At 72.5% G+C, this 22,164-nt stretch carries 14 protein-coding genes and 1 tRNA gene; 6 read left to right on the top strand and 9 right to left on the bottom strand.

Going from position 1 to position 22,164, the window contains the following annotated elements:
• Positions 1-9: 9 nt before the first annotated feature.
• The gene (locus ACFV4F_RS06165; protein WP_380500603.1) at positions 10-4,167 is read right to left on the bottom strand and encodes a polymorphic toxin-type HINT domain-containing protein; all 4,158 of its coding nucleotides are present in this window, start codon (positions 4,165-4,167) and stop codon (positions 10-12) included.
• A 361-nt stretch (positions 4,168-4,528) separates the two neighbouring features.
• On the opposite strand from ACFV4F_RS06165, the gene ACFV4F_RS06170 reads away from it, so the two are divergent.
• On the top strand, positions 4,529-6,835 hold the full coding sequence (locus ACFV4F_RS06170) for a trypsin-like serine protease (protein ID WP_380500604.1): 2,307 nt from the start codon (positions 4,529-4,531) through the stop codon (positions 6,833-6,835).
• Positions 6,836-7,192: 357 nt separating this feature from the next.
• On the opposite strand, the gene ACFV4F_RS06175 is transcribed toward ACFV4F_RS06170, so the two are convergent.
• Positions 7,193-7,483 carry a DUF1330 domain-containing protein gene (locus tag ACFV4F_RS06175; protein WP_380500605.1) on the bottom strand — a complete coding sequence of 97 codons (291 nt, stop codon included), beginning with the start codon at positions 7,481-7,483 and terminating at the stop codon, positions 7,193-7,195.
• Positions 7,484-7,642: 159 nt separating this feature from the next.
• On the opposite strand from ACFV4F_RS06175, the gene ACFV4F_RS06180 reads away from it, so the two are divergent.
• Both ACFV4F_RS06180 and ACFV4F_RS06185 read left to right on the top strand, forming a co-directional pair.
• Positions 7,643-8,545 carry a LysR family transcriptional regulator gene (locus ACFV4F_RS06180; RefSeq protein ID WP_380500606.1) on the top strand — a complete coding sequence of 301 codons (903 nt, stop codon included), beginning with the start codon at positions 7,643-7,645 and terminating at the stop codon, positions 8,543-8,545.
• Between the two features lie 211 nt (positions 8,546-8,756).
• Positions 8,757-9,656 (top strand): phosphotransferase, encoded by a 900-nt coding sequence (locus tag ACFV4F_RS06185; RefSeq protein ID WP_380500607.1) that lies wholly within the window; start codon positions 8,757-8,759, stop codon positions 9,654-9,656.
• A 181-nt stretch (positions 9,657-9,837) separates the two neighbouring features.
• Here the strand turns inward: ACFV4F_RS06185 and ACFV4F_RS06190 are convergent.
• Together ACFV4F_RS06190 and ACFV4F_RS06195 are read right to left on the bottom strand one after the other, a co-directional pair.
• A tRNA-Met gene (locus ACFV4F_RS06190) sits at positions 9,838-9,914 on the bottom strand.
• A 113-nt stretch (positions 9,915-10,027) separates the two neighbouring features.
• Positions 10,028-12,235: a BTAD domain-containing putative transcriptional regulator gene (locus ACFV4F_RS06195; RefSeq protein WP_380500608.1), complete on the bottom strand. Its 2,208-nt coding sequence runs from the start codon at positions 12,233-12,235 to the stop codon at positions 10,028-10,030.
• Between the two features lie 321 nt (positions 12,236-12,556).
• Here ACFV4F_RS06195 and ACFV4F_RS06200 point away from each other — a divergent pair, with 321 nt between their 5' ends.
• Positions 12,557-15,355 (top strand): BTAD domain-containing putative transcriptional regulator, encoded by a 2,799-nt coding sequence (locus tag ACFV4F_RS06200; RefSeq protein WP_380500609.1) that lies wholly within the window; start codon positions 12,557-12,559, stop codon positions 15,353-15,355.
• Between the two features lie 37 nt (positions 15,356-15,392).
• On the opposite strand, the gene ACFV4F_RS06205 is transcribed toward ACFV4F_RS06200, so the two are convergent.
• The 3 genes from ACFV4F_RS06205 to ACFV4F_RS06215 all read right to left on the bottom strand — a co-directional run bounded on the left by ACFV4F_RS06205 (position 15,393) and on the right by ACFV4F_RS06215 (position 18,617).
• The gene (locus ACFV4F_RS06205; RefSeq protein WP_380500610.1) at positions 15,393-16,847 is read right to left on the bottom strand and encodes an FAD-dependent monooxygenase; all 1,455 of its coding nucleotides are present in this window, start codon (positions 16,845-16,847) and stop codon (positions 15,393-15,395) included.
• Positions 16,848-16,918: 71 nt separating this feature from the next.
• Positions 16,919-17,524 carry a TetR family transcriptional regulator gene (locus ACFV4F_RS06210; protein WP_380500611.1) on the bottom strand — a complete coding sequence of 202 codons (606 nt, stop codon included), beginning with the start codon at positions 17,522-17,524 and terminating at the stop codon, positions 16,919-16,921.
• 121 nt (positions 17,525-17,645) lie between these two features.
• Complete coding sequence (locus ACFV4F_RS06215; RefSeq protein WP_380500612.1) at positions 17,646-18,617, bottom strand: GlxA family transcriptional regulator; 972 nt, start codon at positions 18,615-18,617, stop codon at positions 17,646-17,648.
• Between the two features lie 399 nt (positions 18,618-19,016).
• Here ACFV4F_RS06215 and ACFV4F_RS06220 point away from each other — a divergent pair, with 399 nt between their 5' ends.
• Positions 19,017-20,063: a nuclear transport factor 2 family protein gene (locus ACFV4F_RS06220; protein ID WP_380500613.1), complete on the top strand. Its 1,047-nt coding sequence runs from the start codon at positions 19,017-19,019 to the stop codon at positions 20,061-20,063.
• Positions 20,064-20,114: 51 nt separating this feature from the next.
• On the opposite strand, the gene ACFV4F_RS06225 is transcribed toward ACFV4F_RS06220, so the two are convergent.
• Both ACFV4F_RS06225 and ACFV4F_RS06230 read right to left on the bottom strand, forming a co-directional pair.
• Positions 20,115-20,702 carry a sigma-70 family RNA polymerase sigma factor gene (locus ACFV4F_RS06225; RefSeq protein WP_380500614.1) on the bottom strand — a complete coding sequence of 196 codons (588 nt, stop codon included), beginning with the start codon at positions 20,700-20,702 and terminating at the stop codon, positions 20,115-20,117.
• 187 nt (positions 20,703-20,889) lie between these two features.
• Positions 20,890-21,315: a hypothetical protein gene (locus ACFV4F_RS06230; RefSeq protein ID WP_380500615.1), complete on the bottom strand. Its 426-nt coding sequence runs from the start codon at positions 21,313-21,315 to the stop codon at positions 20,890-20,892.
• Positions 21,316-21,578: 263 nt separating this feature from the next.
• On the opposite strand from ACFV4F_RS06230, the gene ACFV4F_RS06235 reads away from it, so the two are divergent.
• Entirely contained in the window at positions 21,579-22,139 is a 561-nt protein-coding gene (locus tag ACFV4F_RS06235) for a LysM peptidoglycan-binding domain-containing protein (protein WP_380492476.1), read from the top strand.
• Positions 22,140-22,164 lie beyond the last annotated feature (25 nt).

The following is a 22,164-nucleotide window of genomic DNA, read 5'->3' on the forward strand; positions in this document are numbered from 1 at the left end:
CGCCGCCTTCTACAGTATCGCCAAGCCCTCGATGGGAATGCCAAGCATTTTACCACCTTCATTGACCCATACAGTGAGAGTCTGACCAACCGGGAGAATCTCCTGAACGGCCCTGAAGCAGTTTACGGTCCACGCCGGCGCGCCGTTGCCGCACATCCCCTTGAGATTGTTGATCACGACATGGATCCCAAGGTTTCCGGGATTCCCCCCCGCCTCTTGAATGGATTTCCGGATCATCCATGCGAGTATCGTCTCAACGTGCGTATGCACCATGCTGGGTATGCCGAATTTCCCAAGGAGAAATTTTTCGATTTCTTTCGTCATTTCCGGAAGGTTGCCGCTGACCATCTTGGGCCCGAAGAGCTCTCGGATGAAAATCCCGTCGCTGCCCATCCTGAAGGCCTGCCCCCACGTCTTCTGGTCGATTTTCGCATCCTTGACCCACGTGGGGAGTCGATCGAAGATGTCCTGAGGGGTGAAGCAGGGGGTCCAGTTGTGGACGAGGAGTGGGGTGTCGCCTGCAAGTACGTAGTACGTGTGCAGGTCGTGGACGGTGAGGTTGTAGGCGGGTTCGAGACCGGTCCAGTGCCGGATGGAGGCGACCTGGGCTGTGGCGCCGGTGTCGGTGCGCAGGCTGTCCCCGGGGCGGACCTCGGCGGCGTCGGTCCACTGGCCCGTGTTCTGGACCCAGTAGGGGTGGTGGTCGGTGGAGGTGACGGTGGACTTCGTGCCGTCGGTGGTGGCGACGGTGAGTTCGGTGAAGTTGGTGTCGTCGGGGGTGTAGATCGTGTCGTCGACGGTCCGCGGCCCGGTGGTTCCGGTTACGGGGTCGGTGGCGGTGACGGTGTCCCCGCTGTGTATCTGTTCGATGGGCTGGGTGGTCTTGTCGCCCATGAGGACGCGGGTGCCGGCAGGAAAGCTGTTGGGGAGGCCGGTGGGACGGGTGGGGCAGGACGGAGCGTCGTCAAGAAGCCGTCGGACTGCGGGCAGCTTGTCGACCTGGTTGCTGACCCACTTGCTGATGGCGCCGCTGGACTCCTGGAGCTTGGTGCCCCACTTGATGAGGTCATCCCCGCCCTTGACGTACTTGGCCCCGGCGCGGAACAGGCGGGCGAAGGGGATGATGCTCAGGCAGGAGAGCCCGACGTCCTCGCCGCTGGCGTAGTCGGCGAAGTACTCGCCGCCGTACCAGGCGCAGTTGATCGCGGCGGCGGGCGTGCCGACGACCGGGAAGAAGCTCGCCAGGTCGAGGACGCCGTGGCCGATCGAGGAGAACGTGTCGTACCAGCTCGACTCGCTCGGCTTGGTGGCGGCCCGGATGGTCGACTTCAGCCATTCCTCTTCCGCCTGCGCCAGTATCAGGTCGATGGCCTGCTGCGTCAGCTGCTGCGCGATCGCGTCGTCCTGGGCCTTGCTGGCGATAACGCGGGACTTGTCGGCGCTCCAGCCCGCGTTCTCGGCGGACTGGCGGGCGGCGGTGACCGCGGCGTAGGCGGTGTCGGCGGAGGCGCGTGCGGCCGCGGCGCTGCCCTGGGCGTAGGCGGCCGAGCTCTGGGCGGATGCCGCTGCCTGGCCGGCCCGGGCCTGGGCGGCGCGGGCGGTGCTCGCGTACTCGGCGGCCTTGCCCGCGAACCCGTTCGCGCGGTCGGCTGCGGCCTTGCCCTGCTGGGCGTAGCCGGCGGCCTGGGAGGCGGCGGCGTTGGCCTGGGCGGCGGCGTTGTTGGCGTCGTTGGCGGCGCCTGCGGCGATGGCGGCGGCCTGGGCTGCCTGGGCGGCGTTCTGCTGGGCGAGGGCGGCGACCTGCTGGGCGCCGTTGATGGCGTTGTCGATGGAGGCGGTGTGGGCGGCGGTGAGCTGGTCCTGCTGCTGGGCCTGGTACTGGCCGGTGGTCAGGAAGTCGGCGAGGACGGGGTAGGGGCCTTCGAGGGCGACCTGGGCGCCGATCTTGACCTCGTCACCGCCGGTCTCGATCAGCTGTGAGGCGGTGACGCGGTCGTCGCTGGCCTTGGCCGTGTACTGGTCACGGTTGAGGAAGGTCAGGAGGGAGTCGGGGGTGTTGGTCTCCAGGGCGGCCTTCGCGGCCGCCTGGACGCGGGGGCCGCCGGTCTCGATGAGCTGGGAGACCCTGATCCGGTAGTCGCTGAGGGCGGCGGTGTAGCGGCCGGTCTGCAGGAAGGCGTGGACCTGGGTGCCGTCGCCGGCAAGGGCGGCGGTGGCGGCGGTGCGGACCGCGTCGTACTGGCTGCTGTTGGCCACGCTGAGGACAGTGGCGCGTTCGTCCTGCTCGCTGGAGGCCTTCCAGCCGGTGCGGACGTAGTCGCCGACGGCCTCGTCACTGCCCGTCAGCGCGTACTCGGCTGCGGCCTTGGCCCAGGGGCCGCGGACCTTGAGGGCGGCGAGCGCCATCTTGCGGCCGGCGGCCGCGAGGGTGGCGGGGTCGGTGCCGGGCTGCGCCGCCTGGGCGGCGAGCTGGACGGACTCCTGGTCCAGGCGCAGGGCCTGGGTCTTGGCGTCGTCGGCCTCGCGCTGGCTGGCGTCGTAGGCGGCCTTCATGTTCTGGGCCTGGACGATGCCGTTGGCCTTGCGGGAGTTGCGTTCCTCGGCCTCGGCGGCCTGGGCCTGCTGGTGGACCTGGCGGGCCTTGTCCACGGCGGCGCCGGCGTCGGCGGCGGCCTGGCGGGCGCTTTCGGCGTGGGCGGCGGACTGCTGGGCGGCGTTGGTGGCGTTGCCCGCGTTGGCGGAGGCGTTGCGGGCGGAGGCGGCGGCCTTGGTGGCGCGGTCGGCAGCCGAGGCGGCGGCGTCCCGGGCCTCCGCGGCGTACTGCCCGGCGGCCCTGGCGAGCGCGGCGGCGGCCTTGGCCGAGCGGGAGGCCTCGCCGGAGTTGCGGCGTGCCTGGGCGGCGGCCTGACGGGCCTTCGCGGAGGACGCTCCGGCCTGGTCGGCGTAGCCGCCGGCCAGGTCGGCATTGTCGGCGGTCGCGTCGACATCGAGGGTGGCGGCGTTGGCCCGGTCCACGGCGATCGCGGTGTCGAAGGCCGCACTGGAGGCCTTGTCCGCGGCCTTGACCATGTAGCCGGTCAGCACGGCGGCCTGCGCGGCGGAGGCGGCGGCATCCTCGTCGACCTTGCCCTGCGCCGCGGCGGCGAGCGCGCGGGTGGTGGCCTGGGCCGCTCCGGCTGCCGCGGCGGCGGCACGGGCAGCGGCGGTGGAGGCGACGGCGGCGGCCCGCACCGCGGCCTGAGCGGCCGCGATCGAGGCACGGGCGGCGTCCGAGGCGCGCAGGGTGGCCTCGGCGGCACGGTTGGCCGCCGCGGTGGCGCGCTGGGCGTCGTTCTTCGCCGCGAGGGTTTCGGCGGTGGCGTCGGCGGTGGCCTGCTTGGCGAGCCGGGCCGCCTCGACGGCCCGGTCGGAGGCCTCCTTGGCGGCGTCCTTCCTGCGCGCGGCCTCGTCGCCGGCCGTCTGGGCCTGCTGGACGAGCTGGTCGATGCTCGCGTGTTCCTGGTCGCGGGCGGCGGCGATGTTCTGGCCGGTCTCCAGGAAGGCGCGAATCTCCTCCGCGCTGCCTTCCAGGGCGATCCGGGCGGCCTGCTTGGTCGCGTCCCCGCCGCTCTCGGCGAGCTGGGAGACCTTGATGCGGTCGTCGCTGTCGCCCAGCGAGTAGCGGGTCTGGTCGAGGAAGGTCTGGACGTCGGCGATGGGCTTGTCCAGGACTGCCAGGGCCTCGGCCCGCGTGTGGGGGCCACCGCTCTCGGCGATCTGGGACACCATGACGCGCTGGTCCTGCTCCAGCGGCGTCTTCCAGCCGGTGGTGACGAACGCGGCGACCTGCTGGTCGGTACCGGCGAGCGCGGCCTCGGCGGCCGCCCGCAGCCGGGGGCCGCCGACGGTGACCATCTGCAGGGCGGCGGCGCGGTTGTCCTTGGCCTCCGCCTTGGCGAGTTCGCCGTCCTGGGGGTTCTGCGGGGTGCCGAGGAAGAGGCGGACCTGGTCGCCGGTCCCGGTCAGGGCGATCTCGGCGGCGGCCTTGACGCTCGCTCCGCCGTCCTTCCAGGCCTGCAGGACCCGGCCGCGGTCGGTGAGCTGAGGGGTCGGCGGCGCGGGTGGTGTCTCGTCCGCCGACACCGGGGAGGCGGAGAGCAGGGATGCCAGCAGCGTTATCGGCAGCACGGTGCGGCACAACAGCCTGAGTCCGGTCCTCCTTCCCCGGAAGCCGGAGTTCCTCAACGAGCCCATGGAATACCTCACTTCATATTGATTGACATTGATTTCGGGCAGCACGAATCAGGCCTTGCGAAAGGGATCACAACAAGGCCCGTGGGGCTGGCGCGAGTGCGGCTGACCAGCCGGTTCTTCTCTCGAAGCCCCCCTGAAGTGCACTCAAACATTCATATCGACTTAGTTGGTGAGCCTACATTAGAATCCGCAACCGACAGTGAATCAAGCCCCCGTAAAAGAACGGCAAATGTCCAAGTTTGGGCGGCCTTCCGGGGGGTGCTTGCCCTTCGCACCGCTTACCTGAAAAGGCGTCATGAAAAACCACGCACGCATACGCGGCCTCGCGGCCGCGTCGACCGCTCTCGTCCTGGCCACCGTCGCCGGCTGGACCACCGCAGGTGCCGCCACCGGCGACACCGCGCCCCCGGCCCCCGCCGACCTCCCCAAGACCTCGGCCGAGACGTTCGCCTACCCGAACGCCGACCAGATCCTCGCGCTGCGCGGCATCACCGTGACCCGCGGCGACGGCGGCATCACCGTCACCGACTGTGGCAAGGCCGGCAGCTTCCAGATCAAGGTCAACGCCGTCACCAAGCCGGCGAACAACGACGACATGATCTGCTTCGCCGCCCCCGGCGCCTCCGGCTACCTGGCCCTGACCATCCCCGAGGCCTACCGCATCACCACCTACGGCCGCTCCGTCCAGGCGAGCCTGTCCACCGACCAGAAGCCGGCCGAGACGGTCAGCGTCGCCGCCGACACCACCAAGGGCATCGGCGAGTCCATCGACCCCAAGACCCGGGCCGTCCTGCTCGAACTGCGCGTCACCGGCTCCAGCGCCACACCGCCCGCGCCTCAGCCCACCGACCCGTCACTCGCCTACACCGCCAAGATCAACATCGGTAACGGCAAGCGCGCCTGCAGCGCCACCCTCGTCGACCGCAACTGGCTGCTCACCGCCGCCAGCTGCTTCACCGACACCCCCGACGACCTGACCACCGTCACCGCTGGCGCCCCCAAGGACAAGACCACCGCCACCATCGGGCGCACCGACCTGACCAACACCGGCACCGGCGCGGTCGTCGACGTCGTCGAGCTGGCGCCGCGCGCCGACCGCGACCTGGTCATGGCCCGCCTGGCCTTCCCGGTCACCGGCATCACCCCCGTCACCCTCGGCGCGACCGCGCCGGTGGCCGCCGAGAACCTGCGCGCAGCCGGCTACGGCCGCACCGTCACCGACTGGGTCCCCACCAAGGTCCACACCACCACCCACACCGTCGGCGCCGTCGCCGCCACCACCGTCGACACTGCCCCCGCGGACGGCCAAACCCCAATCTGCCAGGGCGACGCCGGAGCCCCGCTGCTGCGTGACAAGAACGGCACCACCGAGCTCGCCGCGATCGCCTCCCGCTCCTGGCAGGGCGGCTGCCTCGGCGCTCTGGGCACCGAGCTGCGCACCGGCGCCACCAGCGTGCGCACCGACGACCTCGGCGCGTGGGTGAAGCAGGTCCGCGAGGCCGCGCTGTCCACCAGCGCACCGACCACCAGTGGGGTGTACGACCCGGTCAAGCAGACGTCCACGGAGTTCACCGTCGACGACAAGGGCCGCGTCATGGGCGCGTACAACATCAACGGCCAGGGCTGGAGCTCCTGGACGTCTATCAGCGACCGTCCGGCCGGCGTGAAGCCGTTCGTCGGCTCGCCCACCGCCCTCTACAACCCGGCCACCAACGCCATCGAGCTGTTCGCCATGGACACCGACGGCCTCATCTGGCAGACCTACTACATGGCCGACGCGCAGGGCTGGCGCCCGTGGGCCGGTACGGGATCGACCTCGTTCACCGGCAGCGCCACCGCGGTCTACAACCCGTCGACGAAGACCGCCGAGGTCTTCGCCACCACCGCCGACGGTCCTGTGGCCCACATGTACTACACCCCGGGCATGACCGGCTGGAGCACCTGGTCGAACATCAACGCCGACTACCGGTTCACCGGCTCCCCCAGGGCGCTCTACAACCCGGCCACCGACGCGCTCGAGCTGTTCGCGATCGGCCGTGACAACACGATGTACCACACCTACTGGTTCAACGACGGCAAGCCGTGGAGCCCGTGGCTGCAGCTGAACCAGAACACCTTCACCGGCAGCCCGAGCCTGGTCTACAACCCGTCGACGAAGACCGCCGAGGTCTTCGCGACCAACACCGACGGCGTCGTGGCCCACGCCTACTACACCGCGGGCACGGCCGGCTGGAGCAGTTGGACGACCATCAACGGTGACCAGCCCTTCACCAGTTCCCCCAGCGTGCTCTACAACCCCGCCACCGACGCGCTCGAGCTGTTCGCGGTCCGCAGCGACAAGTCCCTGGCGCACACCTACTGGTTCAACAACGGCAAGCCGTGGAACGCCTGGGAGTCCCTGAGCGGAACCACGAAGCTCGCCGCCGGCCGGATCCCCGCCCCGCTGTTCAGCGCCTCCTCCAGCACCGTGGACCTCTTCGGCGCCACCGCCCCCGACGGTACCGTGAACCACACCTCCTACAAGCCCGGCATGCCCAGCTGGGCCCCCCTGGACACCCTGTCCGGCATCACGCTGCCCGGCATCGCCCTGCCCACCAGCTGACACCACCCCGGCGAGAGCGGTAGCGGCCTGCCACACCGTCCGTCGCCGAAAGGGGCGGTTCGCACCGGCTACTCCGGTGCGAACCGCCCCTTCCCACAGCACCCTTGGTGCCGAATGCCGTTACGGCCGGATGCGCGGCCTCGACGGCGGGGCATGCCGGCTCTGCCGAACAGCATCTCGGTCCACCCGACAGCACCGACTTCTACAGGACCGGCGACGGCAGCGGAAGCAGCGTTGTCCGTGTGCCGTTGGCCAGCGCTGATGCTCCGTCGTGATCTATCTCCTCCTCATGTCAGTGTGCTGACCGTCGCCGCGTGCGTGGTGGTCCACCGGGTCCACAACGGCCGGACCCGTCGGTCAGTCGCCTTCGACTATGCGGAAGTCGCGCTCGAAGCCGTCGGGGAGGGCCACCAGCGCCTTCTGGTACGCCTCGCTCTCGTATGCCGCGACAGCCTGTTCAAAGCTGTCGAACTCGACCAGAACGACGCGTTGCGTGATTCCGGCCTCGTGGGCGACGACTCGACCGCCGCGGGACAGGACGCGTCCGCCGCCGGCCCGGACAGCGGGACCGGCCAGCCCGTTGTAGGCAGTCAGCCTCTCAGGGTCGGAGATGGCGGGGTAGACGCTGACCCAGTAGCCCTTGGCCATGGAAACCTCCTGTGTTCGGACGGACACTTCCGACTTCGAATTTGACACTCGGATCGATCGATCCCGGCATGCGCAGGTTAGGACTTGATGAGCGGCCGAGGGAAAGACCGGTACGGGATAGAGTCAGAACGGATCGTTATCAATCGGCAGGGAGGGCACGTGGCGCCGGATACCGTGAGCCTGCGCTACTTCCTGGTGCTGGCACAGGAGTTGAACTTCACCCGCGCCGCCGCACGGATCGGCATCGCACAGCCCGCACTCAGCGCCCGGATGCGCCGGTTGGAGGCGGAACTCGGTACGGCCCTGCTGGTCCGCAACACGCGCAGCGTCGTATTGACCACCGCCGGTGCGGCTTTGGCGGAGTCCGCGCCGCCCGCGCTGGCGGCGCTGGACCGGGCCTGGGACACCGCCCGGAGCGCCGCGGCCGGCGAACTGGGCACGCTGCGCATCGGATACAGCCTCAGCGCCGGGGCCGAGACGGCACCGGCCCTGGTGGACAGGCTGATGCGCGGCAACAGCGGACTCGAGGTCGGCGCGGTCCCGATGGCGACGCCGGAGATCTCCCCCGCGGTCGCCGACGGCCGCATCGATGCCGGGATCACCCGCGGTGAACAACCGGGCCGTGGCGTGCGCCGGTTCCTGCTGCGGCGTGCGCGCATCGGCGTCCAGCTGGCGCAGCACCATCCGCTGGCCGAGCGTCCGGAGATCGATATCGCCGACGCGGCCGCGTTTCCGCTGCGACTCCCGGACCGTGCGGCCAACCCCGTGGTCCACGATCAGCTGTCCGCAGTGTTCCGGGACACCCGACCACACCCCCGATTCCACACGCCCGCAGTCTCTTTCGACATGTCTCAGCACGACCTGCGCGACGGGGTCACCCTCGCCCCGGCCGGAGAAGCCGCGGCCACGGCACAACCGGCCGGTCTCACCTGGCGACCGCTGCGGGGCGCGCCCAGCCTGACGTTCCACCTGGTCCTCCCCCGCGAGCAGTCGCCACTACACCGCCGCATCCGCGCCGTCGCCAAAACCCTGGCGCACGAGTTGCACTGGCTTCCGGACTGACGCACAAGAGGTCAAGCGGGTCAATCGGGTCCAGCGAAGGTGAGCCTCAGAAGCCGCCGCGGGATGATCTTGATGGGTCGGCAGGTGCAGTCCGGCGGGAGCGTCCTCGGCCGGGTCGGTTCGATGGGTCCAACGAGAACGTGGGAGATCGGACCCTGGATCTTCCCGAGGGTAAGGCCGGCTCCGCCTCCCTCAAGTACCGTAACTTCGCATGATCGAATCCGAGATTGAGATCAGCGAGGATCTGGTCCGCGACCTGTTGCGGGAACAGCATGCGGACCTGGCCGACCTACCCATCCGCGAGGTGGCGGGCGGCTGGGGCAACCAGATGTGGCGCCTCGGGGACAAATTGGCCGTCCGGATGCAGCGCATGGACAAGCTCCCCGATCTGCAGCTCAAGGAACGCCGCTGGCTGCCGGTGCTGGCCCCGCGCCTGCCGCTTCCGATCCCGATCCCGGTGCGGAACGGGGCACCGTCCGAGCGCTTCCCCAAGGTCTGGACCGTCATGACCTGGGTGGAAGGCACGCCGCTGGACCACGGCTCGATCACCCGCGGCGACCACGCCGCCGACACGCTGGCGGCCTTCCTCAAGGCGCTGCACGCGGAGGCGCCCGCCGACGCGCCGGCCGCCTCGGACTTCGGCGCTCACCCCAGGGAGTGCACGGACGGCTTCGAGGGCTTCCTGCGGGCCGTGGAGCTCGGCGGCTTCGCCGGGGACGACATCCGGGCCGTGTGGGACGACGCGGTGGCGGCTCCCGAGTGGAAGGGCCCGCGCGTGTGGGTGCACGGCGACCTGCATCCCGCGAACGTCGTCGTTGCGGACGGGACGTTGGCGGGCGTCGTCGACTTCGGCGCGGTCTTCGCCGGCGACCCGGCGTGGGACCTTGCGGCCGCCTGGCTGCTGCTCCCCGCGGGCGGTGCCTCACGGTTCTTCGACGGCTACGCGCGGGCAGACGACGCGGCGGTACGACGGGCGCGCGGGCTGGCCGCGATGAAGAGCCTGTTCCTGATGCTGATGGGCCGGAACGGGGACCGCGGCCTGCCCGGCGGCAAGCCGCAGTGGGGGCCGGCAGGCCGGTCGGCACTTGATCGTGTCCTGAAGGGCCTTTGACGTCGGCGTGGATCAACCGGCACCGGCCCGAGCCGGCACTCGTCTCCAGTCGCGTTGAGCTTGTCCGGGGAAGCCGGGCGCCGCAGTTCGCGCTATCAGGGCCGAGGGGCCGGACTACCGACGGGGCTGTGAAATCGACTCAGGCCCGGTGCGCAGTGGCGCACCGGGCCTGGGCCTTGAGTGGTAGCGGGGACAGGATTTGAACCTGCGACCTCTGGGTTATGAGCCCAGCGAGCTACCGAGCTGCTCCACCCCGCGTCGGTGAACCCGACTGTACGGCACATCGGGTGTGCGGTCGAATCGCTTTCCTCGCCGCGGGCTCCGAGACCCCGATCAACCGCGGGCGCGCTGCGTGCCGGCGGGAGCGCGGATCAGCCGGCCCGGGGCGGCCCAGCGGGCCTCGCCCCCGGTGTCCGGGCATCCGCCGCGACGGCCACACGGTCCTCGGTGGGCTTCGCGTGCGGTACCTCGGAGGCGCCGCGCAGCAGGTCGGCCAGCAGACGGTCCAACGGATCGGGCTCCGCGTGGTCGGGCCACGGCTCGGGGGTCGGCGCCGAGCGGATCCCCGCCAGGGTTCGGCTCAGCCTGTCCACGAGGACCCCCGGCCCGGTGCACGTCTCGCGTTCGGCCGTGGCGCGTTCCGAGACCTGGCGGGTCAGTTCACCGACCAGTCTCCGGGCCAACTCCAGCTCCTGCTCGGCGGTTTCGAACGCCCTCGCCGAGATGCTCTGCGGCGGGATGGCATCGGCGAGCGGCGCCAGCGCGGCCGTGGCGGCGTCGACGGTGTGGTCGAGCAGGCGGCGGACGGCAGCGGCGCGGTCGGCGGCGGGGAGCTCGGCCGCGAGTTCGGCGGCGTAGAGGCGGGCGAGGCGGTCGCTGCGGAAGCGGCCGGGGGAGGCTTCCTGGACGAGGTGGGCCGCGTCGAGCTCGGCGAGGAGTTCCCGGGCCCGCGCGCGGGTGACGTCGGCGAGGGCGGCCGCGGCCGCGCTGTCGAGGGCGCCGCCGGGGTGGAGGCCGGAGAGGGCGAACAGGCGGCGGGCTTCGGCGGGCAGGGCGCGGACGGTCCGGCCGAGTGCGGCGGCGATGCCGAGGGTGCCGCCGGTGGCGAGGGCGGCGAGGCCGGTGCGCTCGTCGGACATCTCGTGCACGACGTCGCCGAGGGCCCAGCCCGGGCGGGAGGCGAGCCGGGCGCCGGCGACCCGCAGGGCGAGCGGCAGCCGGTCGCACAGGGCGGCCAGGCGGCGGGCGGCGGTGGGGTCGGCGGCGACGCGGTCCGCGCCGACGACGCGGCCGAGGAGTTCGACGGCCTCGTCCTCCGGCAGGCCGCCGACGGGCAACGGGATGGCGGCCTCGCTGACCACGAGGTCGGTCAGCCGGGATCGGCTGGTGATGACGACCACGGGCTCGGGCGCGCACGGCAGGAGCGGCTCGACCTGTTCCGCGGAGCGGGCGCCGTCGAGGACGAGCAGGAGCCGGCGACCCTCGGTCAGCCGGCGCATCAGCGCGCCCGCCTGCGCGAGGTCGGCGGGGCGTTCGGCGGCCGGGACACCGAGCCGGGCGAGGACGACGTCGAGGGCCTCGGCGGTGGTGAGGGGTTCGTCCTCGCCGAAGCCGCGCAGGTCGACGTGGACGCGGCCGTCGGGGAAGCGGTCGGCGCGGGCGTGCGCCCAGTGCAGGACGAGGCTGGTCTTGCCGGCGCCGGCGACGCCGGTGACGAGCACCGGGCGGCCGTCGGCGCGGCGGGCCGCTTCGTCGAGGTGCCGCAGTTCCACGGCGCGGCCGACGAGGCCGGTGCCGGTGCGCGGCAGCGCGGCACCGGGCGCCGGGGCGGGCGGGGTCGCGGCAGCGGACGCACGGACCGCCGGAACGGCCACGGCGTCGGCGGCCTGCCGCAGGAGGTGGCCCGGTGCCAGCCCCCGGCTCGCGAGCCGCTCGTGGAACCGCGCCAGCGCGAGGTGCGCGTCGGCGGGCCGTCCGGCCTGGTGGAGGCAGCGGATGAGCAGGGCCGCGGCGGGTTCGCGCAGCGGGTCGGCCGCGACGGCGGCCTGGAGGTCGTCGAGGGCGTCGGCACCGCGGCCGACGGTCAGCAGCCGCTCGGCGAGCCGCTCGACGGCGAGCGCGCGGGCGGTGTCGAGCCGCCGGCCGGCGGTCTCGGTCAGGACGCGCGACCCGCAGTCGCTGAGGGCGGGCCCGTCCCAGAGGTCGAGGGCCTCGCGCAGCAGCGCGATGGACCGCTCGGTGTCGGCAGCGTCCTCGGCGGCGGCGCTGAGCCGTTCGAAGCGCTTGGCGTCGACGAGGTCGGGCTCGCCGACGAGGACGTATCCCTGAGCCCTGGTCAGGAGGGTCAGGCCCTCGCAGAGGCTGCGGCGGACGGCGGACACGTGCCCCTGGAGGGCAGCGCGCGCGGTGGGCGGCGGCGCGCCCTCCCAGACGGTGTCGAGCAGCCGGTCCACAGTGACGTGGCCGTTGAGCTCGCTGGCAAGCAGCGAGAGCACGGCGCGCCGACGGGCGCCCGTCAGGCCGACGGGGCGCCCCTGCGGACAGTGGACTTCGACGCGGCCCAGCAGCCGGACGCGCACACCCAACTCCCTGAGTACCCGAGGACGGACGGAACGGCCTGAGGATACGAAGTGGTTCGATCTTCGTCCAAGTGCCCGAATCCATTGGTTAAGTAACACAACTACCGTGCACAGAAAGGGATTTGGAGCACTCCGACAGCCAATGGTCAACACTCAAGGTTCGCCCGGAGTTCACCTTGGGCTCATCGTGCCCACGGCATCTCCGCCGCTCCGCAGGGTGGCCATCGCCCCATATCGACGCGCGTAGACTCACATGCTGGACAAGATGATTGAATGACCGCCCCGGCTCCTCCGCCGGGACGCGGCGGACATGGGGAGCGCATGCGCATTCGGCTGCTCGGGCCCACCGAGCTGAGGGCCGCGGACGGCCGCACGGTGCCGGTCGCCGGGGCCAAGCGCCGCGCGGTGCTGGCCCTGCTGGCGCTGGAGCTGGGCCGGTGCGTCCGGATCGAGCGGTTCTACGGCCTGCTGTGGGACGACGAGCCCCCGGTCCAGGCGAAGGCCGCGCTCCAGGGGCACATCGCCGCGCTGCGCAAGCTCCTGCACGGCACGCCCCTGACCCTGCACACCCAGGCGCCCGGCTACCTCCTCGACGGCGACCGCGAGTGCGTCGACGTCCACCGCTTCACCACGCTCAGCACCCGCGCCGCCGACGAACCCGACGACGAAGCCGCGGCCGCCCTGCTCGGGCAGGCCCTCGCCCTCTGGGACGGGCCAGCCCTCGCCGACCTCCCCGCCACCGAGCAACGGCACGGCCTCGCCAACCAGTTGGACCGCGCCCGCGAGCAGGCCCTGCACGACTGGACGGAACGCCTCCTGCGCACCGGCCGGGGTGCCGCCGCCCTCCCGTCGCTCGAACGGCACCTGCACACCGACTGGCTCCAGGAGCCCACCGTCGCCCTGCTCGTGCGCTGCCTGCACCAGGCCGGGCGCCCGGCCGAGGCCCTGCGCCTCTACCACCGCGCCCGCGCCGGCCTCGCGGCCGAGCTGGGCATGCGCCCGGGCACCGCCCTCCAGGCGGCCCTCGCCGTCGTCCTGGCCGACGAGCGCGCCACTGCGGACACCGGCACCTCCGAGAATCCGCCGGCCGCCCCGGCACGGCCCACCGCCTCCCTGCCCCGGCCCACCACAGGTTCGCTCCCCCGCCGGACCGCCGGCTTCGTCGGCCGCGACGCCGAACTGCGCTGGCTCGACCAGGCCTGCGGCCCCGACCGCCCCGACCACGCGCTCGCCGTCGTCGTCGGCGCGGCCGGCGCCGGCAAGACCGCGACCGCCGTCCGCTGGGCCCACACCGCCGCCGGCGGCTTCCGCGACGGCCACCTCCACTGCGACCTGCGCGGCTTCGACCCCGCCCGCCCCAGCGAACCCGCCGAGGTGCTCGGCCGGTTCCTGCGCGCCCTCGGACTCGCCGAGGCCGAGATCCCCGAGGACCACGCCCGGCGCGGCGCCCTCTACCGCGCGCTCACCGCCGAACGCGAACTGCTGGTGCTCCTCGACAACGTCCGCAGCGCCGAGGACGTCACCGAACTCCTGCCCGCAGGGCCTCGCAGCGCCACCGTCGTCACCAGCCGGCACACCCTGGAGGACCTGGTCGTCACCGAGGGCGCCGCCCTGCTGCGCCTCGAACCCCTGCCCCAGACCGACGCCCTCGCACTGCTCTCCCAGGTGCTCGGCGAGGAGCGCCTCGCCGCCGAACCCGTCGCCGCCCGACGGCTGGCCGGGCTCTGCGACCACCTGCCGCTCGCCCTGCGGATCGCCGCCGCCCGCCTCGCCGCCCAGCCCGCCTGGAGCGTCGCCGACCTCGTCGCCGAGGCCGAGGACGAGCGCACCCGGCTGCCCGCACTCGACGCCCAGGGCGGCGTCAGCGTGCGCTCCGCCCTCAACCTGACGCTGCGCCGCCTGCCCCCGACCGCCGCCCGGCTCGTCGCCCTGCTGGCCGTCCACCCCGGGCCGGAGATCGACGTGCCCGCCGCCGCCGCACTGCTGGAGGCCCGCCCGGCCGAGGTCCGCGGCGCCCTCGGCGAACTCGCCGCCCACCACCTGCTCACCGAGACCGCCCCCGGCCGCTACGGCCGCCACGACCTCGTCCGGCTCTACGGCCGCGAGCTGCTCGACGGCGACCCGCCCGCCCGGCGCCACGCCGCCCTCGTCCGGCTGCTCGACTACTACCTCACCGCCGCGATGGCCGGTGCGAGCCGGCTCCAGCCGCACCTCACCGAGTTCGAACAGCCGGTCGCGTTCCCGCCACCCGACCTGCCCCACCTGCCGGACGTCCGCACCGCCCTCGACTGGTTCCGCACCGAGGAGCCCACCGTCCGCGCCCTCGTCGCCGCCGGCGCCCGGGCCGGCGAGGGCGACCGCTCGTGGCGGCTCGCCTTCCTCGCCAACTGCCTCTACTTCGGCGCCGGACGGCTCACCGACCGGCTCGACTGCCTGCGGCACGGCCTCACCGCCGCCACCCGCACCGGCGACCCGGTCGCCACCGCCCTCGTCGAGGCCGCCACCGCACGGGCGCTCAGCGGAAAGCGGCGGCCCGTCGAGGCCCTCGCCCTCGCCCGCCGCGCCGCCGACCGCGCCCGGCACCACGACGGCCCGGCCCAGATCTACACGATGGCCGTGCTGGCCGCCGCCCTCGCCGACCACGGCGACCTCGCCGAGGCCCGCGAACTCTCCGACGCCGCCGTACGCCGGCTGGACGACCTGGGCCTCCACGAGGCCGGCGCCGCCGTCCTCGCCAACGCGGCCACGCTCGCCGCACTCGCCGGCGACGGACCGGCGGCGCTGCGCCACGCCCACGAGGCCCAACGGCTGCTGGCCGCGCACCCGCACGCCACCTTCCACCTCTTCGCGCTCGCCGACGAGGCCGACGCCCTGCGGCTCCTCGGCCGCGACGACGAGTCGGAACGGGCCTGGCAGGAGGCCGCCGAACGCTGCCGGGCCAGCGGGGCACTGCACCTGGCGGCCGCGGTCGAGCAGCGGTACGCGGACTTCCTCCTGAGCGTCGGACGCGCCCGGGAGGCGGCCGAACACCTCGGCCGGGCACGGGAGTTCTGCGCGGAGTCCGGCGACACCCGGGGCGCCGCGGAACTCGCGGCGCGGATCGCCGCGATCGAAACCTGAAGGCACGGTACGCAACCGGCCCCGCTGGGCGGGCTGTTCAGGCCGCCCTGAACCAGGCCCCCAGCGCTTCGTGCAGGCCGTCGTTCGTGGTGCCCTGCCAGGCGACGTAGCAGTCGGGCCGGAGAAGCAGTGCGGTGTCGAGGTCCGGGACCGTCACGGTGTCGACGTGCGACGCCCAAACGCCCGCGTCGAGGGTGCCGGTGGGGTCCAGGAGGAGCGGGCGGCCGGTGGGGGTGAGTTCGCGCAGGCCGGGCAGGTCCGGCGCCCATCGGCCCACCAGCGGTCCGGTTGCCGGCCCCATGTCGTAGGTGATGTCCGCGCCGGACAGCAGGTTCGCGACGTGCTGCCGGGTCGCGGGCTGGGCGAGCAGCTCGCCGAACAGTTCACGCAACGCCGTCACATCGGCGCCCGGGCGGATCAGTTGCGACTGCGCCTGCGTGTGCATGGCGACCCTCCGCGCCACCGGGGGCCGCTCCAGCTCGTAGGTGTCCAGCAGCCCCTCCGGCGCGTGGCCGCGCACTTCCGCGGCCAGCTTCCAACCGAGGTTGACCGCATCCTGAAGGCCCAGATTCAGCCCCGGGCCACCGATCGCCGAGTGCACGTGTGCGGCGTCACCGAGCAGGAACACCCGGCCCGCACGGTACTGCGACGCGATCCGGGTGTTGCCGCCGAAAAGCCGCCGCATCATGTGCGGTCCCGGTCCGGTCGGCGGGTGGAGCGGCAGGTCCGCGCCGAGCACCCGGCGGGCGCTGGCCCGGAGTTCGTCGAGTGAACCCTCGCCCTCGGCTGGCTGGTCCCACTCCGTCGTGCTGATCAGCGGAGCGCCGCCCGGGAACGGTGCCCAGGTGATCAGGCCGCGCTCGGTGCGCAGGTGTCGAAACGGCGGTATGACACCGAATTCGGGTACGACCAGGCCGCCATCGGCACCGACCATCTCGGAGGGCACGCCCACGTGTCCGGTACGAGACACCGAGTCATCCGCGGTCACGCCGGGGAACCCGATGCCGGTGAGCCTGCGGACGGTACTGTGTCCGCCATCGGCTCCGACCAGGAACGCCGCCTCCATCGACTCCCGCCCGCGCAGCTCGACCGTCACCGAGTCCTCGCCCTGCGTCAGGCCGGTGACCTCGTGACCGCGGCGGACCTCGACGCCCAGTTCGGCCGCGCGCTCGGCGAGCATCTGCTCCACCCTGCGCTGCGGCACCATCAACGTGTAGAGCGGGTTGTCCGGCAGGTCCTTCAGGTCGAGCGGGAACGCCCCGAATACGAACCCGGGCGCCGGCTCGGGGGTGGCACCGGGTGCGGTCAGCCGCTCGTACAGTCCACGCCGGTCGAGCATGCGGACGACCTGGCCGACCAGACCGTTCGCGCGCTGCTCGCCGGACGGTTCGGTGAGGCGTTCCAGGACGAGCGGACGCGCGCCGGCCAGGGCGAGTTCGCAGGCCAGCATCAGGCCGTTGGGTCCGGCGCCCGCGATGATGACGTCGATCATGGGCAGAGTCCTTTTCCGGGCAGGGGACATCGGCCCGACCGGCCGCCGGGCTTTCCGGCCGCAACGGATTGCTAGGGAGTCGGCAAACCCGCCGCGATTCGGGCAAGGGCATCCGTGAGCAGGTGCTCCACCGGTACCGGCGGATCCGTGCGGAGGTGGTGTGCCATGGCGGTGTTGGTCGCGGCCATGACTGCGGACGCGACAAGGTGCGGGTACAGGTCCTGTTCCAGGTCGGTGCCGGTGCGGTGTGCGATGGCTGCGGCGATCTCGACCTCGGCGATGGCCCCGGCCCGCAGCATCTCGCCTTGCAGGGCCGGTTCGGCGACCATCATGCGCACGCCTGCCGTCCACTTCCGCGCGTCCGGAACAGGGTGAGCGGCCGCTGCGCCGTCCGGTTCGAACTGCGGCAGCACAGCGCGAGTGATCGCGTCCCACAGCGGCTCTGCCGGGCGCTCGCGCAGCGCTTCCGCGATGCGCAGGCAACGGTCGAGGTGGCGCGCGACGATCGCCTCGCCCTTGCTGGAGAAGTAGTTGTTGAACGTGCGCGGCGAGACACCGGCGGCCTCGGCGATGTCCTCCACCTTGACGTTGTCGAGCCCCCGCTCGACGACCAGCCGTAGTGCCGCCCAGCTGAGCGCGGCGCGCGTCTCGGCCTTCTTCCGTTCTCGCAGCCCCATGGAACGACGGTAACAAAGATTGCGCGTCACGCACATATGCGTGGCACGCAATATTTGCCCGCTGGCGCCGACCTGCTGTCCGCTTCGTGGCCGCGACCGGCGGCCTGCCCGGAAGAACGGGTCAACGACCAGCTACAGCAGCGGAGTTGAACGTCTCGCGGTAGGTGCGCGGCGGCACCCCGACGTGCGCCTTGAACAGAGTCCGGAAGTTGGCCGGCGTGCCCAGGCCGCAGCGCCGTGCGACGGCTTCGACCGTCAGGTCGCTCGATTCCAGGAGTTCCCGTGCGAGGCCGAGCCTGGCGTCGAGCAGCCAACTCATCGGCGGCCGGCCGGTGTCGGAGTGGAAGCGACGGATGAGCGTGCGGCGGGACATGCCGGCCCGGTGCGCCAACTGGTCGACGGTGAGCGGCTGGTGCAGGTGGCGCAGGGCCCACTCGTACACCGGCATCGTCGCGGCGGAGGCTGCCGGGGCCACCGGCAGGTCGGCGAACTGGGCCTGACCGCCGGTGCGGTGGGGGGCGGTGACCAGCAGGCGGGCCCGCTGGTTCGCCAGGCGGGCGCCGTAATCTCGGCGGACGAGGTGCAAGGACAGGTCGAGGCCCGCGGCGACTCCGCCCGAGGTCAGCACCTGGCCTTCATCGATGTACAGCTCGTGCGGCTGCACCGTCACCTGCGGGTGCCGCCTGGCCAGCTCTGCGGCGTAGCGCCAGTGCGTGGTGGCCCGGCGGCCGTCGAGCAGGCCGGCCGCGGCGAGGGCGAACGCCCCCGAGCAGATGGACACCATCCGGCTGCCGCGGGCGGCCGCCCGTGCGAGCGCGGCGGTGACCGCGGCCGAGGGCGGGTCGGGTTCCAGGTACCCGGGGACGATCACGGTGTCCGCGGTCCCGAGGGCGTCCAGCCCGTCGGCGACGGACAGCACCGGGCCGCCGTGCATCGGCACCAGGCCGGGCCGTTCCGTGCACACCGTCATCGAGTACGGCCCGTCCGGCCAGCTTCCGAAGACCTGCAACGGAATCCCGATGTCGAGGGCGAGGACGTTGTCGAGCGCGACCACGACCACGTGGTGCTTGCCGCCGGAGGTACGGGCTCCCATGGCACGATTCTATCGCTGCATGGCACTCGTGCCACTGACGGCCTCGCCCTGCGCGCGCCTACGGTCATTTCATGACCCACGAGACGCGCTCTCCTGCCGTCACTGCCGGGCGTGCTGGTTGTGCACGGGTCCGGCGAGGACGCCTCGGTGCGGTCGGCCGCCTCAGGGCCGTCCCGGCGGCCCGGCTCCCGCGACCGAGTACACCAATGGTCGAGATCATCGGCGCCGAGCACGGCAAGTACCGCAACGTCTGGCCGCCGGCGACGGAGGAACTCATCAAGCAGGTCCAGGAGACCGCCTGGACCCGCACGGTGTGATCCGACGCCGGCCAGGCGTCGCGCCGCCACCCAAGCGGCTCCGCCCGGAGCCGCGCGCCACCGCACACGAAAGAGAGCTGCCGTGACCACCGACGCACCCCTGCCCGTCTTCGAACGGCTCGGCCTCCCGGACACGGACCTGTCCCGGGACGCCTACGCCTACGTGGAGAGGGCCACGCCCGACTTCGTCTTCTTCCACAGCGTCCGCAGCTACGTCTTCGCCCGCGCCCATGCCCGGCACCAGAATCTGCGCGCGGGCGCCGATTACGACGACGAACTGCTGTTCCTCAGCTGCGTCCTGCACGACATCGGGCTGAGCGAGGAGGGCAACGGCGACCAGCGTTTCGAGGTCGACGGTGCCGACACCGCGGCGGCGTTCCTCCGCGAACGCGGCGTCGAGGAACGGCGCATCGCCATCGCCTGGGACGCCATCGCGCTGCACACCTCCGATGGCATCGCCGCGCGCAAGGGCGCAGAGGTGCGGCTGGCCCAGGAGGGCATCGGCACCGACATCCTCGGAGTCCGGCGCGAGAGCCTTCCGGCCGGCCTCGCCGACGACGTGCACGCCCTCCTCCCCCGCATGGACCTGGGCTACGCGCTGAGCGACGCGATCGTCGACCAGGCCAAGTCCAGGCCGCAGAAGGCATCTCCGTTGACGTTCCCGGGAGCACTGCTGCGCCACCACCTGCCCCATGGCGCCCAGCCCACGTGGTACGACCTGCTCGCCGGCGCGGGCTGGGGGGACAAGCCCGTCGGTGCCGTCGCCCGGCGCCGTGCGGAGACGCCCGAGCAGGTAGGCGCCCTGTTCACGGAGTACCTGGAGGCGGGTGACATCGAGGGCCTGGTGTCGCTGTACGAGCCGCGCGCGCACTTCGTCCCCGCCCCCGGAACCCACCTGGTGGGCACCGAAGGCATCCGGACGGCCCTGCAACAGCTGGTCGACAGCGGCGCCCGCCTCAAGCTCGAACTGCGCGAGATCCGGCAGGTGGACGACATCGCCCTGGTGTCGAACACCGCCACCCTGACGGGCGCCGGCCCCGAGCCGGTGATCTCCACGACGACGGAGATCCTCCGGCGCCGGCCGGACGGCGGCTGGGCCCACGTCGTGGACGACCCCTTCTTCAACTGACCGTCCACGCCCGCGCCATCAGGTGACAGCAGAACCAATCGCGCCAGAGGCTCACACCGCGATGCCCATGCCCCTCGCCTCCAGTATCGGCCGCAGCGCACGCACCGCGTAGAAGCTGCGGGACTTCACCGTCCCCACCGCGACGCCGAGCACCTGCGCGGCCTCCACCATCGAGCGGCCCTTCAGGTGCAGTTCCACCAGCACGTCCCGGTGGTGCGGCTGGAGCTCCGCCAGGGCCGAGGCCATGTCCCGGGCGGCGAGCAGCTCGTCGTACGGGTCGTGGGTGCCGGCGTGCTCATCGGGCGACTCGTCGGCCACCTCCTGGACGCGCGCGGTGGCCATCCGGAAGTGGTCGATCGCGATCCGGCGGGCCACCGTGAACAGCCACGGCCGGCTCTGCTCCAGGCCCCGCTGGATCGCGGCCGGGTTCTGCCAGGCGCGCAGCAGGGTCTCCTGCAGGATGTCCTCGGCCTTGCCGCGGTCACCGCTGGTGACTCTCAGCAGGGCCCGCATCAGGTACGGACCGTGCAGGCGGTACAGCTCCGCCAGGGTGTCCTGGTCGAGGGTCGCACGCCCCCGGGAGGGCTGGTCGGTGCCCTGCGGGGCGCCTTCGGGGGAAGCGGCGGCTTCCACGGCCACGGCGTCTGTCCTTCGCTCCGGTGCTACGGCATCGGCGAGGAGCGGCGGGATCCTCGCTCTGGTGCGGTCCCCGGGGCCTCGCCCTGACGGGAAAACCGTCCCAGCCGCCGCCAACGTCCGGCCAACGATCCGCCAACGGGTCCCGGCGGACGGCCGTTGGCGGGCGTTGGCCGCGCGTCCTCTTCCGTCAGCGGCGGGCGGCGAGGGCCGCCGTGAGGCGCTGGACGCCGTCCTCCCCGAAGCGCTGCACGAGGACCGCGACCCAGCCGGCGAGCTCGGTCCGCTCACGCTCGGTCCAGGCGGCCGCCGACGGGTGTTCGTCCGTCACCAGGGCCCGGGCCAGCAGCAGGTGCGCGGCCGTCGGCACCGGCCAGGGCCGTCCGGCCAGCCCCTGGACGGCCAGCCGCCGGGCCACCGCCACGACGTCCCGCGCCGCCGCCGCGGGCACCTGCCACCCGTACGGGGCCGCCGCCCGCCCGGGAACGTCCTCGACGTCCCCGACGGCCTCGGCCAGCCAGGAGGCGATCAACCGCCGCGCCGTCTCCTCGTCCTCCCGCCGTCCGCTCCCCGTGACGGCCGGCCTGCCGTCGCCGCGGTCCACCGTCGTCGCCATCGGAGTCCACCTCACCCGTGCTCGCTCGCGCCTCGTTGCTCTACGTCCGTGTAGTTGAACGGATAACGTGCTCGCGATTGTTCAGCTCGGCGTCGCCCCGCAGGTGGGAACCGTTGGACAGTACGCAAACGTCTCCGGGCGGCGGTCGGGTCCGGGGATCTCGTTCGGGTGAAATCCCGCGTGCAGGACCGTTTCTGCTGACCCCGGCCGTCACACCGCCGTGCCACTCTGACGGCGCAATCCCCTCCCCGAAAGGAACATCCATGGGTGACACGCTGCGCGTGGGCGACGAACTCGGTCTCGGCCACTCCCTCCAGGGCGGTGCCTACACCCTGACGCTGCAGCACGACGGCAATCTGGTCCTCTCCGAGCCGGGTGCCGTCGTCTGGGCCTCCGACACCGACGACAAGGGCGTCCAGCGGGCCGTGCTCCAGGACGACGGCAACTTCGTGCTCTACGACGGCGACGGCGCGGTGTGGGCCACCGACACCAACGGCCGGGACGCCGACCGGCTGGTGGTACAGGCCGACCGCAACGTGGTGCTGTACGGCAAGGACGGCGGCGCGCTGTGGGCGTCGGACACCGGGACCGACAACCCCGTCGCCGCTCCGGAGCCGGCGGCCGCGGCACCGGTCGCCGAAGCCGTGACCCCGCCCCCGGCCATCCCCGCGGCGCGCACCTACACGGTCGAGCCCGGCGACACCCTGTGGGCCGTCGCCGAGCGCTTCTACGGCGACGGTGACCGCTACCGCGACATCGCCACCGCCAGCGGCATCGACGACCCGGACCTCATCGACGTCGGCCAGGTGCTGACGATCCCGTAGGCGGGCCGGAACGCCGGCCGGTCGG

This window comes from Kitasatospora sp. NPDC059722 (assembly GCF_042733235.1).
Taxonomy (GTDB): Bacteria; Actinomycetota; Actinomycetes; order Streptomycetales; family Streptomycetaceae; genus Kitasatospora.

Excerpts from the sequence above, each read along its gene's own strand:
- ACFV4F_RS06175 (WP_380500605.1), bottom strand. The coding sequence starts at position 7,483 with ATGGCCAAGGGCTACTGGGTCAGCGTCTACCCCGCCATCTCCGACCCT.
- ACFV4F_RS06230 (WP_380500615.1), bottom strand. The coding sequence starts at position 21,315 with ATGGCGACGACGGTGGACCGCGGCGACGGCAGGCCGGCCGTCACGGGG.
- ACFV4F_RS06200 (WP_380500609.1), top strand. The coding sequence starts at position 12,557 with ATGCGCATTCGGCTGCTCGGGCCCACCGAGCTGAGGGCCGCGGACGGC.
- ACFV4F_RS06235 (WP_380492476.1), top strand. The coding sequence starts at position 21,579 with ATGGGTGACACGCTGCGCGTGGGCGACGAACTCGGTCTCGGCCACTCC.
- ACFV4F_RS06185 (WP_380500607.1), top strand. The coding sequence starts at position 8,757 with ATGATCGAATCCGAGATTGAGATCAGCGAGGATCTGGTCCGCGACCTG.
- ACFV4F_RS06205 (WP_380500610.1), bottom strand. The coding sequence starts at position 16,847 with ATGATCGACGTCATCATCGCGGGCGCCGGACCCAACGGCCTGATGCTG.
- ACFV4F_RS06215 (WP_380500612.1), bottom strand. The coding sequence starts at position 18,617 with ATGGGAGCCCGTACCTCCGGCGGCAAGCACCACGTGGTCGTGGTCGCG.
- ACFV4F_RS06210 (WP_380500611.1), bottom strand. The coding sequence starts at position 17,524 with ATGGGGCTGCGAGAACGGAAGAAGGCCGAGACGCGCGCCGCGCTCAGC.
- ACFV4F_RS06170 (WP_380500604.1), top strand. The coding sequence starts at position 4,529 with ATGAAAAACCACGCACGCATACGCGGCCTCGCGGCCGCGTCGACCGCT.